Origin of the sequence: Paenibacillus sp. FSL R7-0179 (genome assembly GCF_038002265.1) — a bacterium.
Lineage (GTDB): Bacteria > Bacillota > Bacilli > Paenibacillales > Paenibacillaceae > Paenibacillus_AQ.
The window spans coordinates 1,762,805-1,777,288 of record NZ_JBBOCC010000002.1 but is presented as its reverse complement, the minus strand read 5'-3'; the positions used below and the strand labels follow the sequence as shown (position 1 = coordinate 1,777,288).

Sequence of the window (14,484 nt, the reverse complement as noted above, 5' to 3'; positions counted from 1 at the left end):
GTTACCTACAGCAATATGCTTGTACCCGTTGTCCTTGCCGAAAGGCTGATTTTATCGAAAATGGCTTCAGCTGTGGGAGCCTCCATCAGTTCCATAATAGATATAACAGTTTGAAATTCGTCTTCCAGCAGCATGGCCAGTTGAACGAGGACAATCGAATTGGCTCCACGGTCAAACAGGTTATCGTTCATCCCAAGTCCACCCGTTTGGAGCAGTTCTTCGAGAAGCTGTATAAGCCGTATTTCCTGCATTGTACGCGGCGCGCTGAACGAGGTGTTTTTTTCGGCTCCGCTGTCCGGCAGCCTCTTTACATCCGCCTTCCCACTTGCATTAAGCGGAATTTCCTTGAGCTGTACAAAAGCTTCCGGGATCATATAAGATGGCAGCCAACGTTTTAAATAGCCCGCCCAATTATCCTCTTGTTCCTCATCCCTCAGGACTAGGTATGCGAGTAGGCGCTTGAGGTCGGAGGAGCTTTCCTTTATAGTCACAACGGCGGCTCTGATGTTTGGATGTCCAAGCAGGGTCTGTTCGATCTCTCCCGGCTCAATACGGTAACCTCTTACCTTCACCTGCTGATCCAGCCGTCCCAGATACTCAATATTCCCGTCGTCCGACCACCGGGCCATATCACCCGTTCTGTACATCATTTCCGCTGGATGATACGGATTGCTCACGAATTTCTCCTTCGTCATCTCCTCTTGGTTAAGATAGCCCCTTGCCAGCCCTACTCCCGAAAAGCACAGTTCTCCAGCTACGCCTGGAGGCTGCAGCCGCATATACTTGTCAACTATATAGGCCTTCATATTAGAAATAGGTCTTCCTATCGGGATATTCCCCTTCTTGTCCAATGCCTCTGTAGGATAGGCGGTGGCATAGATCGTAATCTCGGTCGGCCCGTAGATATTCTCCAGCCGCACACCGCTGACCCGCTCGTAAAAACTCTGCACCACATGGGGCTTCAACGCTTCCCCGGCGGCAAAGACATATTCGACTCCATCCCAATCCATGTCTGTTCTGCGGTCTACAGCTTGCAGGAAGACATCCAGCATGGACGGCGAGAAGTTCATATGAGTTACCTTGTGCTGCCTTACCGCTTCCATAATCCCCCTCGGCTCCCGCTCCAGACCAGGTTCCAGAATGGCCAGTCTCCCTCCCTGAAAGAACCAGCCGAACAGTTCAGTCGCTGACACATCGAAGGTAAAAGCCGTCTTGAACAGATACGTTCCTTCTGCAGTGAGCGGATAAGCATCCTGGAGATACAACAGCGTATTGACTAATGAACGGTGCTCGATCATTACGCCCTTTGGCTTGCCAGTTGAACCGGACGTATAGATGATGTAGGCGAGGTCATCCGGCCGGTTCACGCATAACTCTTCCTGTTCTTCTGCTGCTGCGTTATCCTTGGGCAGACTGTTAATTAGATGGAAGGTTACATCTGCATCTACTAGAGACGAATCCTCCGGCCGATGAATCAGGACGTGCCGGGTACCGCTGTCCTCCAGCATATAACGAAGCCGTTCACCGGGAGTGCCGGGATCTATGGGGAGATAGGCTGCTCCTGCCTTCAGAATGGCATAAATTCCGATGACCATTTCCAGGCTCCGCTCGGCAATAATAGCCACGATACTTCCGGACTGGATGCCGCTATCACGCAATCGCCAGGCCAGTCGCTTAACCTGCTTGTCCAGTTCGCAGTAGGTCAGTGATTCGTTCTGGAACAGGAGTGCCGTATGGTCCGGCGTCCGCTTCACTTGTTCTGCGAACAGCTCATGAATGCACTTGTCCGCTGGGTATGGTACTGAAGTGTCGTTGAACACCTTAAGGATTTCTTCCTGCTCCTGTATAGTGGCTAGTTCCACGGCAGACAAGCGCTGGTCCGGGTTCTCCGTCACCTGTTCCAGGATATGAACGTAATGCTCGGCCATACGGGCGACCGTTGCTTGCTTGAACAGCTTCACGGCATATTCCCACTCGAACCGCAGCCCCTCTTCCCCTTCCTCCGCCGTCAGCGTCAGATCGAATTTGGATACCGGATACTCATACTCCGCCTCCCGGAATGTCACTCCATTCAACACGAGCGGGCTCTGCTCCATATTCTGCAGAGCGAACATCGTGTCAAACAGCGGGTTGCGGCTCATATCCCGGGTCATCTGCACCTTCTCCACCAGATCTTCAAACGGAACTTCCTGGTGCTCGTAAGCGCCCAGTGCTCCCGCCTTCACTTCCTCCAGATACTCCCTGAAGCTCAGACTGCCCCGCGGATACCCCCTCATCACCAGCGTATTCACGAACATCCCCACCATGTTCTGCACATCGGCATGCTGCCGTCCTGCTATGGGCGTTCCTACCAGAATATCCTCCTGCCCGCTGTATTTGGATAACAGCACCTGATACCCGGCAAGCAGGATCATGTATAATGTCGCTCCGTTGTCAGCTGCGGTTCTTTGGAGCCGTTCATACAGCTGCTGATCCGCCTTACAGCTCAGGCGATCTCCCGCAAAGGATTGAACCGGCGGTCTCGGATAATCCGCAGCCACATTCAAGACCGGTATGTCACCCCGAAGCTGCTCCAGCCAGTACGCTTCCTGTTCCCGTAACGCCTCCGACCCGAGTCGTTCCTGCTGCCATGCGGCATAATCCTTATAGTCCAGTCTGGTCTCCAGCAATCTGGAAAGTTCCTGCAATCTGGAAGCATCCTGCGGGTCTATCGTTGCCGCCGCCTCATAGAACCGGCTTAACTCCCGCAGCAGTATTCCGCTGGACACCCCGTCCGTTACAATATGGTGGATATCCAGCACCAGGAACACACTGCTGTCCTTGCCTTCAATCACAGCAGCGCGCATAAGCGGCGCTTGATTTAGAATGAAGGGGCGGATCAACGCTTGAACCTGGCACCCGGCTTCGGCTTCATCCGCTGCTTCCCGGTATTCTATCCGCAGCCGCACATCCTCCGCTATCCGCTGCACCAGCTCTCCGTTCACCATGTGAAAGGAGGTCCGCAGTGCCTCGTGCTTCTGTATTAGCAGGTTCAACGCCGTTTCCAGCCGGCAAGCATCCACGGTCCCTTCTGCACGCAGCACCAGTGGAACGTTATATCCGATGCCTTCCTGCATCATCTGGTGCAGCACATACATCCTCTTCTGGCTGGCTGATGCCGGGTACCCCTCCGCCCGGGGTACAGCGTAAGGAATCGCAGTTCCATCCCCTTTGCTATCCGAACGGCCATGCTCCATCAGGAATTCAATACGTGCGGCCAGCCGGCTTACTGTCGGCGCCTGGAATATCTCCCGCAGGGGCAGCTCGACCTGAAAGCTCCGGTTAATCCGCGATATCAGCAACATCGCCTTCAGCGAATGCCCTCCGCTGGCGAAGAAGTGATCGTCCGCTCCGACTTGCTCCCGGTTCAGCACCTCGCGCCAGATTTCCGCCAGCTGCTTCTCCGCCGCACTGCCGGGTTCTCTGAACAACACGGCCGGCTCCTCAAGGCTTGCCGGAGCCGGCAACTGCTTCCGGTCGATCTTCCCGTTCCGCGTTAACGGCAGCTTCGCCAGTGGAACGATGACAGACGGAATCATGTAACCGGGCAGGTGTTCGTTCAGGAAATCCCGGATTTCGGGGACGGCGGACGGCCCGGCGCATACCACATAAGCGCACAGATATTTGCTTCCCTCAGGGTCTTCTCCAGCCACGACTGCGGCTTCCGTGACGGCGCTGCATAGCAGCAGGCTCGTCTCGATTTCACCCGGCTCAACCCGGTACCCCCTAATTTTCACCTGGTTGTCCAGCCGCCCCAGAAAAGCAATATTCCCGTCCGGCAACCACTTTGCCCGGTCCCCTGTCTTGTATATCCGCTGTCCCGGATGGAAGGGGTCCGGCACGAACCGTTCTGCGGTCAGCTCCGGCCGGTTCAGGTAACCTCTGGCCAGCCCGTCTCCGCCCACATACAGTTCTCCGGGAACCCCCACTGGCTGCATCTGTCCCCGCGCATCCAGAATATAAGCCGTTGAATTGGGAACGGGCTTCCCGATGGGAATCCCGGTGTCATGCTCACCTTGAATAAGATAACAGGTGGAGAAGGTGGTATTCTCCGTAGGTCCGTACAGGTTCACTATGCGTAGTCCCGGGCAGGCCTCACGGACCTGCCGGACCTGGCGAACCGGCAGCTGATCCCCGCCCACGAGCAGAGACCGCAGCGGCGCGAACAGCCCCGGGTCCTCTTCGGCCAGCTGCTGGAACAGCGCCGCTGTCAGCCACAGAAGAGAGATCCCCTTCTCCCGGATGAACATGCCAAGGCGTCCGGCCTGCAGCAGCGTATCATCTCCGGCTAGATACAAGGGGAGGCCGTTCAGCAGGGAGCCCCATATTTCAAAGGTAACGGCGTCAAATGATGGGGAACCGGTCAGCAGCAGACGGTCCTCCGGCTCAATCGCCAGGAAGCCGCCGTCATGAACCAGACGTACCACATTCCGGTGCTCAACCATCACTCCCTTAGGTGTGCCGGTCGACCCGGAGGTATACATGACGTAGGCTAACCGCCCCGCGCGCTGTTCTTCGTCCTGCTCCATCGGGATGGGGAACTCCGGTATCATGCCGCCGGGTCCGCTTTCCGCTTCCTGCTGATCCAGCACCAGCGTCTTTAGGCTCCAGGCTGCAGGAGGATTCAGCCCGGACTGAACCAGCAAAATAGATGTGCCACTGTCCTCCAGCATGAAGCGGTTCCGCTCCTCTGGATAGGCCGGATCAATCGGCAGATAGGCGGCTCCTGCCTTCAGAATACCCAACAGCCCGATGACCAGTTCAGGTGACCGCTCAGCGAGAATGCCTACAATGCTTCCGGGTTCCACCCCTACCTGGTGAAGCTGACCCGCCAGCCGGTCAGTCTGACGGTTCACTTCGCTATATGTCCACTGCCGGTCCCCGTAACACAGTGCCGTATGGTCCGGCGTCCGCTTCACTTGTTCTGCGAACAGCTCATGAATGCACTTGTCCGCTGGGTACGGTACTGAAGTGTCGTTGAACACCTTAAGGATTTCTTCCTGCTCCTGCGGGCCGGTTAATACTAACTCCTCCATTTTTGCCTCCGGGCTTAAGACAATCTGGCGCAATAGATTCAGGTACATCCCAAGAAGCTGTTTAACCGTCTCTTCGCGGAATAGGTCGGTATTGTATTCTGCCCAGAGGAATGTCCGGGGTCCTTCCTGCCGAACATCGAACAAGAGGTCCGTCTGGGTAGCACAGGCGTCCGATTCCAGCTTGGTCTCTTCCAGACCCAGGAACCCCTGCTCTTCTGTTCCTTCCGACACCATGTTGAACATGGTGCGGAATAGCGGAATCCGGTTATTATCCCGGTCAGGATTCAAGACACGGATTAGCCTTTCGAACGGATAATCTTGCATGTAATAAGCATTATCCACCTTATCGTGAACGCTTTTGAGCAAGTCCGTATACTTCAGCCCGTCACTGATCTCCATGCGAACCGCTACCGTATTGACAAAAAAACCTACCGGGTGATTGAATTCCGGACCGTAATGCCTGCCATTAAACACCGTACCTACCACAATGTCCTCTTGACCGGCAAGCTTATACAGCAGCGTATAAAAAACGGCCATCAAACCGGAGAACAGAATCACCCGATTATTCATGCAAAGTATTCGGAGCAACTTGACCAATTCCCCAGGCAACTCAAGGCTCGTAAGTGCACCACTAAAGCTAAGTTGCACAGGCGGGGGAAAATCGGCAGGTAAATCCAGTACCGGCAGTTCACCCTGGAACTCCTTAAGCCAATAGCGCTCTTGTTCTTTCGTGAATTCCTCGGAAAAATTCTCCCGCTGCCACCATGCATAAGTGCCGTACTCCAGCTTAAGTGCAGGCAAGTCGGCAGGAATCCCGTCAATTAGAGCATTGTAAATGAGCTTTAAGTCCCGCCATAGAATCTGCAAACTCGTTCCGTCTGCAATGATATGGTGAAGCTTGAGCAGCATTACATACTTCTCTTCCTCCGTCCGGATTAGCGTAGCCTGGAACAGCAGATCCTCCCCGCTCAGCCGAATTGGATGGTACCAGAGTTCTTCGAGCTGTTCCTGCAGCATGTGGCTGCGCTCACTTAACGACTTTACCGACAAATCAGAATAAGTGAATAACTCATCTGTATTCCTTGTGAAAGATTGGCAGGGAGCATTACCTTGCCAGTCCATCACGCTGCGCAATACGGGATGCCGCGAGGCCAGCCCGGCCACAGCCTTCTTCATGGCAGCCACCTGCAAATTTCCCGATAATGTTCTGGATGTAACCAGATTCCATACAGAGCTGTCCGGCAGAATCTGGGATAAGTAATACAGCCGTTCCTGCTGATAGGAAAGAGGATACGTGTCTGCACGGCCTGCAGCTAACAAAGGCGGATACTTCTTAACCAGATTTACCATCACACACTCTCCCTCTTAGGGTTATACGCCGTGTACCTTCTATACCACCGAGGCTTGAAATAAAGGTTCGATGATCTTGGCAAGGTCAGACAAAACCGGCAGATCAAAAAAATCCAGCAGTGAGACGCTGATGCCAAAGGCTTCCTCAATTTCGGTTACAAAACGAATCGTCAGCAGGGAGTTCCCGCCCAGTTCAAAGAAATTATCTGTAATCCGGATGCCCTCGATATGGAGTACCGCTTCAGTAATTTCAATCAGTTTGCTCTCCACGTAGGTTAGCGGAATATCACTTTTCTGAGGATTAGCTATGACTGCCAGACCTGGAGCCGGCAGCGCTCTTATATCTACCTTGCCGTTTGCATTCAGCGGGATTTCGTCCAACTGTACGAACGCTGTAGGAATCATATAGGATGGCAGCCATCGACTTAAGAAGCCTGCCCAGTTATCCTCGTGCCCGTCCGGCTGCATGACAAGATAAGCGACCAGCCGTTTTTGATCGTCCTCATCCTCTTTTACAACCACGATGGCCCTTTTAACCGCCGGATGCATCAGTAGCGTCTGCTCAACTTCACCAGGTTCAATGCGAAAGCCCCGTACCTTCACCTGCTGATCCATCCGTCCTAAATATTCAAGAATCCCGTTACTCCGCCAACGGGCCAAATCTCCGGTTTTATACATTCGTTCACCAGGGAAAAATGGGTCTTCCACGAATTTTTCCATAGTCAGTTCATATTGCTTCAGGTAACCGCGGCCAACTCCCCGGCCGGCTAGATACAGTTCTCCCGCAACCCCTGGAGGCAGAAGCTGCATATGCTTGTCCACGATGTAGACTCTCATGTTGGAGATAGGTTTACCAATAGGAATACTTGCAGCAGCATCCTCTGTGCGTGCTGAATAAATAACCGCATAGATGGTCGTTTCCGTCGGCCCGTACATATTCTCCAGCTGCGTGCCTTCCACCCGTTCAAAAAATCTCTTTACCACATAAGGTTTAAGCGCTTCTCCAACAGAAAAAACGTATTTGACCTGTTCCCACTCCGTACCGGCTCTGCGTTCAGTCGCTTCCAGAAAGGTTGCCAGCATGGAAGGGGAGAAATTGACATGAGTAATCTTATGTGCTCCAAATGCATCCAGAATACCTCCCGGGTCACGTTCCAGCCCTGGTTCAAGAATCGCCAGCCTGCCCCCTGCGAAGAACCAGCCGAACAGCTCCGCAATCGACACATCGAACGTATATGTGGTTTTGAAAAGATGTGTGTCTCCGGCTTCAAGCGGATAAGTTTGCTGTAAATATAACAGGGTATTCACAATAGAGCGGTGCTCCAGCATCACGCCCTTCGGTTTGCCGGTTGAACCTGAGGTATAGATGATATAGGCCAGATCCTCAGGCTGGTTAACCCAGCCGATCTCAGTGCTTTCATCCGTATCCGCATATACCGATAAATCGCCAATCGGATGAATCCTTATCCCCTCGCCCACAAGCTCCGAGAATTCCGGCTTATGAAGCAGAACATGGCTTGCACCGCTGTCCTCCAGCATATACAGGGCTCTCTCCTTCGGCGTGAGGGGATCGATAGGCAGCACCGCTCCACCCGCTTTCAAAATGGCGTAAATCCCAATAACCATTTCCAGGCTTCGCTCGGCAATAATAGCTACGATGCTTTCAGCATGAACACCCGAACGGCGCAAATGCAGTGCAAGCCGGTTGACAAGCCCGTTCATCCCGCGGTAAGTAAGTTTTTGGTCTCGGAATAGGAGTGCCGTACGCTCAGGCTTTTCCTGCACCCTTTCCCCAAACAGCTCATGGATACACTTGTCCGCCGCATCTCCGGTGGAGGTGGCGTTAAACGATTGAAGGATTATTTCCTTCTCCGCGTCATTAATCAGTGTCAGATCCTTCAGCAATATCTCCGGGCTGGTCACAATCTGGCTCAACAGATGCTTGTACATATCCAGAAAATGCATAATCGTCTCTTTGCGGAAAAGATCGGTATTGTATTCTGCCCAAAGGGCTGTTTGCTCCCCATCCTGCCTTACATCAAACAACAGATCGGTCTGCGCGGATTCACCTTCCGAATCTACAGCCGATTCCTCCATACCCGCAAAGTCTAATCTATCCTTCCCGCTTACCACCATATTGAACATGGCGCGGTACAACGGATTGCGGCTGTTCAACCGGTCCGGGTTAATGGCTTGTACAAGCCGCTCAAACGGAAAATCCTGCATATAATAGGCATCGTTCACCTTACCTTGAACCCTCTTCAGCAGGTCTGCAAAAGACTGTTCTTCATCTACATTAAGGCGAATAGCTACAGTATTGACAAAGAACCCGGCCATCTGGCTTAATTGAGAGCCGTAATGCCGTCCGTTAAACACCGTTCCGACAACAACTTCCTCCTGCCGGGCCAGCTTATGAAGAAGTATATAATAGACGGATAGCAGTCCAGAGAAGAGGATCGCCTTATTATTCAAGCATAGAGCGCGCAGTGGCTTCAGTAGTTCTTCCGGCAGAATCACCCCTGTCAACGCCCCCTTAAAGCTGACCTGTGCAGGTGCCGGCAAGTCCGTGGGCAGGTCCAGAATGGGCAATTCTCCCTTGAATTCCTCCAGCCAATAACGCTCCTGTTCCCTCGTGTGTTCCTCGGAGAAAGCTTTGCGTTGCCACTTTACATAGTTACCATAATCGAGCTTCAACTCCGGTAAGTCCGTTGCCGCAGGATCAAGTAAGGCGTTATAGATATGCTTTAGATCACGCCACAGGAGTTCAAAGGTTGTCGCATCCGAAATGATATGATGCAGCTTTAACACGATGTAAAATTCTTGCCCGGCAGTCTGTACCAGATTTGCCTGGAACAGCGGATCGCTTCCGCTAAGCTGAATAGGTATCCGCCAGGCATCGGACAGCAACTGCTGTATCCCGACCTCCCGACCTTCTCCAGCAGTCAAGTCTGTATAAATAAACAACTCTGAGACATCCCTTGTGAAATATTGACAGAGTTCGCCTTGTTGCCGTTTAACTATGCATCGCAGCACACTGTGCCTTCTAGCCAGTTCTGCCACAGCCTTGCGTATCGTCGAGACTTCCAGGGTTCCGGAATATTTACGTACGGATACCCGATTCCAAACCGGGCTGTCCGGCATCAGCTGCGATAAGAAAAATAACCGTTCTTGCTGAAAGGACAGCGGTGCTGAAGCGGCTTTCTCAGTTATGGCAGGCAAAGAGTACTTTCGTTTCTCCAGAGTCATTACAATTCATTCCCTTCTCCTGAATTCAGGCACGGCTCTCTTTTCTCATAAGTTCCTCAACAATGATCATCCGCTGAATTTCTGAGGTCCCATCTCCGATTTCGGTTAGCTTAGCATCTCTATAGAACCTTTCCAAAGGCAAGTCCCTTGAGTATCCGTATCCGCCGAAGATCTGTACCGTATTTTTGGTTACCCGGTTTGCCGTTTCCGAGGCGAACAGCTTAGCCTCAGAAGCTTCTTTGGTGTATGGCTTACCCTCTTCCTTCAAGCGGACAGCCTTCTCCAGCAGCAGCATGGAAGCGTTGATTCCCATTTCCATATCAGCGAGCATGCCCTGAATAGCCTGGAACTGGAACAGATATTGGTCGAATTGCTTCCGCTGCCTGACATATTCCAGGCACTGCTTACGGGCTTCCTCGGCAATCCCGAGAGCAATGGCAGCCATCCCCAACCGGGCAGATACCAAAGTATGATGCAAGATTTTTAAGCCGAAATTCCTTTTTCCAATTAAATGAGTCTTTGGTACCCTCACATGATCAAAAGTTAACGAGCCCGTATCTGAGCCCCTCATCCCCAGCTTTCTTTCCTTCTTTACACCTGTGGAAGCACCTGGCATGTCCTTTTCCAGGATGAATAGGCTAATGCCGAGCGCTTTCTTATCGGGCGCGGTTTTGGCGGCGACAATATAATAGTCAGCCACATTGGCATTGGTGATAAAGGCTTTGCTGCCGGTAATTTCGTAATAATCGTCCTTTTCCACTGCTGTGGTCATCATGGATGCCATGTCCGAGCCGCTGCCGGGCTCCGTCAAGGCAAATGCGCCTACCTTCTCACCCAAAATCATCTGTCTGAGGAACGTCTGTTTCTGCTCCTCCGTTCCGAACGCCTGAATAGGTGTACAGCTTAATGTACTATGCGAGACAAGCGTCATCGCTGTGGAAGCGCAGATACCGGCTATCCTGCGGATCACTGTAAGATAAACGCTGTAATCAAGCCCCAATCCTTCATAGTTCTGCGGAAAAGGAATGCCTGTAAGTCCGATTCGACCCATCTCCTTCAAATTCTCCAGAGGGAAACGTTCACTTTCATCAATCTCCTGGGCAATCGGCGCAACAAATTCTGTTATAAAAGCATCTGTGGATTCAAGAACAATCTGACGTAACTGTGAATCGTCCATATCTCACACTCCAAATGTCTTGTGCCATAGCTCCAAAGCGATTAGTGCATGAGCCGTTCGGAAGATGGCCAGATTATCAAGCTTCGTGTAATCTCCGGTTTTGTTCAAAAAATCGCTGACCTTCTTCCGGTCAAAATAAGCCGCAATTTTCGAATTACCTGAATGCATCAGCTCAAGCGCCATATTTCTTTGCTGGAAGAGAGATTTGGGATCAACGGGAAAAGGAAAAGGCTTCTTCTTCCTGCTAACGATCTCATCCGGGAGAAAGGCCTTGCTTACTTCTTTCAAGAACCATTTCTCTGTACCGTCTTGGATTTTCAGATGGGAGGGCAGACGCGCTATCTGTTCGACGATCCGATAATCCAGAAACGGCACCCTTACCTCTACACTGGATGCCATACTCATTTTGTCCTGCCGTTCCAGCATTTCGAGCAAATAGACCTTCAGGAACATATAAAGCACTTTGTTGATGGTGTCACCTGTACTGAATTGGTTCATCATCCGGTTGATCGCGAGACTCAGACGTTGCCTGTAATGAGTGGATGTCTCCATCGCTGGGTCCAACAGACCGGAAACCTCTTCATAATATGGGGACCACGGAAACTGGTTCATCCGGCCGATTGATTGCTCTTGCAAAAAGAAGAAATACCCTCCGAACAGCTCATCTGCGCCTTCCCCGGAAATGACAACTGTGGCTTCTGCCTTTACCTTCTGATACAGCAGGTACAGGGACGGTGTTGTCAATTCAACCGGCTTCTCCATATGCCAGGTGACCTTCTCCATGATCCCTGAATATTCAGAGGGATCGAGTACATATTCGTGATGAGTCGTCGGCAGGCGTTCTGCGAGCAGGCGGGCATAGTATGTATCGCTGTTTTGGAAATTCATCTTTACATTATTGGTGAATTCAATCGAAAACGTGTTGAGGCGGGAAGGTGAAGCGGCAGAAGCCATCGCCGTCAGCAGGCTGGAATCTAAACCTCCGCTCAGTAAAGAGCCGAAAGGCACATCACTCATCAACCTCATTTGTACCGATTCCGTCAACAGGTCCACGAATTCGTCCTTCCACTGTTCCAGGGAGCCCGGGGAATGATCCGAATCCAGATTCAGCTCCCAGTAAGGGGCAAGCCGCATTTCACCGTTGATTAAGGTCAGTGTGTGTCCGGGAGGAACAGCGTATATGTTGCGGAACATAGTTCGCTCATCCAGAATTGCAGTACTGAACAAATATTCGGGAATAGATCCGGGTTCAAGCTGAACAGGTACGTCAGGATGTTGTAGAATCGCTTTGATCTCTGAAGCAAATACAAAACAGTGATCGTCCATATAGTAATAAAGCGGCTTCACTCCCATACGGTCACGGGCAAGAAGCAAGGTACCTCTAGAGGGGTCCCACAAGCCAAAAGCGAACATACCGTTGCACTTCTCAATCCACCCGGTTCCATATTCCTCATAACCATGGATAATGACTTCTGTATCACAATCCGAACGAAAGCGATGCCCCTTTTGCTGAAGTTCCACCTTGAGTGCCTTATAATTGAATATTTCACCGTTATAGGTAATCCAGACTGTGTTATCTTCATTGCACATCGGCTGTTGTCCGAGGCTCAGATCTATGATGGATAGCCTGCGGTGACCAAGCCCCACATGGCCGTCAATATGGGTTCCGCAGCCGTCAGGCCCCCGGTGGAACATTACATTATTAATGTTTGTCAGTACGTCTTGCGAGACAGGTTGCTCCCTGTTCAAATTATAGATTCCGCAAATCCCGCACATGGTGCACTCCTTCCGAAGCCGCTAAAGGCAGCTTAGTAGTAATACCAAATCGTATCGTAATCGCGAGAATCCTCACCCATCTGCTCAAGCTCAGCCAAGTAATCGGCAATGGGCTTGTCTTTGTATATGTAGGTATTGACAGGGGCCATGTATTTCTCCCATGGATAGAACTCATAAATTCTGCTGCCATCGCTGTGAATCATAATCACATCATGATCCTGCCATGAATTCAGCTCGTTTTTTCCGAGTGAAGGGATATTAAACACAGGCTTGTCGGTGCGTACGGTTCCGGGCATGAGCCGCGCTTCCTCTTTCTGCTCCTGCAGCAAGCGGGCGATCGGTACTTTGTAATCCTCTGTCTCCTCTTTCCCCTTCAGATTAAACAGATAATACGGCGTGATTCCGATGCTCTTCAGGCTCTCCCGCAAGAAACATGTCTCAAATCTTCTGCTGTTATAGAGCGTATAGACCTGCTGATTGAGGACATCAATACCAATTCGCTTCAGCTTCCCGACGGCTTCTGCCATCTCCCAGGAGATCTCATAGGCATGTTCGACATGGGTAATGATTGTAATCGTCTGGTGGGGAGGGTTATGGTAACGTTCCAGTATAGCAAGCAGCTCATCGTCGATTCTCATCGGCATGGTCACGAGGGTCCGCGTGCCAATCCGGATTCGCCGGATATGCTCCATCTCCCGGAAGCTCGACAAAATCGACTGCAGCTTTGTATTTCCAAGCGTTAACGGATCTCCTCCGGTAATGAGAACCTCATTGATACCGGTATTGCTCTTGAACCATTCCATTGAGCCCTTCAAATCGGCTGGCAGGGGGTCGGCAATATCCTGATAATCATCGGAGAGTTCCCAGTTCCGCTGACAATACACACAGATTTGCGGACACCACAGAAACGGCTTTATGATGGCCACCTTGGGATATCTTCGGGTAATATGCTCTTCCGGCGAAGTATCAGCTTCCCGCATGAAATCAAGGGCTTCCCTTGAACCGGTTGTTTCATCCAGCATCTTGTGAACATAATTACTGCTCGGGATTACCTGTGCCCGCAGACATGAATCGCTTCCGCCGGATATACGCTCACGATCCATCAGAGACAGATAGAAAGGGGTAATCCCAAAAGCCAGGCCATGCTCGGTAGCTTCGCGGATGCCATGGTCCTCCTCGTCTGATAAGGCTATGACCGACTGAATATCGCCGCTTTTCCTGTAGATTTTTCTCAGATGCCATTTGTATTCGTTCCAGTCCTCCAGTGAACCGTCCAACTGCTGTAAAATAAGGTCTCTTGTCTCGTTTCGTCTGCCGATAATATCCGGCTCCAGTCCCGAACGGTACCCATTCTTCTTCTTAATATACTGGTACTCATCCGTCTTGCCATTCAGGTAATGAGAGCGTACAATCGCTGCCTCCCGGCCCTGCAGATGGATAAATTCAGGCACCTCGCGGATACATATGCCGGATTTGGAATAAATGCCGGATAATCCGATGACCCCCTTATACAGATGCATAATATCCTCCAGGAAGGCATCGCTGATCTCCGGCCACTCGCGTTCCCGCCAATGCGTTGTTGCCAGGTGGTATAGCACCGTAAGGCAGCTGTGGCCGCTCTTCTTTTCACTGCTCAATGAAATAATTGTCCGGAATACATGGATGCAGTCGCGTGTATTCTTCTTCTCCAGAGGATGTAGCTGGCAATTCGCATCCATAATGGCCATTTCACACTGGCTGAGATAGGAATAGAGCTGTTCTCTGGCAGCTGAGACTGTCGGGCTGAGTACGAATATGCGCAAAATCTCCGGATTGGCATCCAGTAATTCCGATATTTTCTCTCTTGAAGCCATAGCCGTT

The 14,484-nt window shown here is 51.5% G+C and carries 5 protein-coding genes; all 5 read right to left on the bottom strand.

Annotated features, from left to right (window positions below):
* Positions 1-5 precede the first annotated feature (5 nt).
* From MKX63_RS24090 to MKX63_RS24070, 5 genes are read right to left on the bottom strand one after another with little or no spacing between them, the layout of a single operon-like run.
* On the bottom strand, positions 6-6,425 hold the full coding sequence (locus MKX63_RS24090; protein WP_341020614.1) for an amino acid adenylation domain-containing protein: 6,420 nt from the start codon (positions 6,423-6,425) through the stop codon (positions 6-8).
* A 39-nt stretch (positions 6,426-6,464) separates the two neighbouring features.
* Positions 6,465-9,671 carry a non-ribosomal peptide synthetase gene (locus tag MKX63_RS24085; protein WP_341020613.1) on the bottom strand — a complete coding sequence of 1,069 codons (3,207 nt, stop codon included), beginning with the start codon at positions 9,669-9,671 and terminating at the stop codon, positions 6,465-6,467.
* Between the two features lie 25 nt (positions 9,672-9,696).
* The gene (locus MKX63_RS24080) at positions 9,697-10,848 is read right to left on the bottom strand and encodes an acyl-CoA dehydrogenase family protein (RefSeq protein WP_341020612.1); all 1,152 of its coding nucleotides are present in this window, start codon (positions 10,846-10,848) and stop codon (positions 9,697-9,699) included.
* A gap of 3 nt (positions 10,849-10,851) precedes the next feature.
* Complete coding sequence (gene asnB, locus MKX63_RS24075; RefSeq protein ID WP_341020611.1) at positions 10,852-12,624, bottom strand: asparagine synthase (glutamine-hydrolyzing); 1,773 nt, start codon at positions 12,622-12,624, stop codon at positions 10,852-10,854.
* Positions 12,625-12,656: 32 nt separating this feature from the next.
* Entirely contained in the window at positions 12,657-14,477 is a 1,821-nt protein-coding gene (locus tag MKX63_RS24070) for a KamA family radical SAM protein (RefSeq protein WP_341020610.1), read from the bottom strand.
* Between the last annotated feature and the right edge of the window lie 7 nt (positions 14,478-14,484).

What these genes read in the sequence shown, in the direction of transcription:
- MKX63_RS24070 (WP_341020610.1), bottom strand. Translation starts at nt 14,477, where the DNA reads ATGGCTTCAAGAGAGAAAATATCGGAATTACTGGATGCCAATCCGGAG.
- asnB (WP_341020611.1), bottom strand. Translation starts at nt 12,624, where the DNA reads ATGTGCGGGATTTGCGGAATCTATAATTTGAACAGGGAGCAACCTGTC.
- MKX63_RS24090 (WP_341020614.1), bottom strand. Translation starts at nt 6,425, where the DNA reads ATGGTAAATCTGGTTAAGAAGTATCCGCCTTTGTTAGCTGCAGGCCGT.
- MKX63_RS24085 (WP_341020613.1), bottom strand. Translation starts at nt 9,671, where the DNA reads ATGACTCTGGAGAAACGAAAGTACTCTTTGCCTGCCATAACTGAGAAA.
- MKX63_RS24080 (WP_341020612.1), bottom strand. Translation starts at nt 10,848, where the DNA reads ATGGACGATTCACAGTTACGTCAGATTGTTCTTGAATCCACAGATGCT.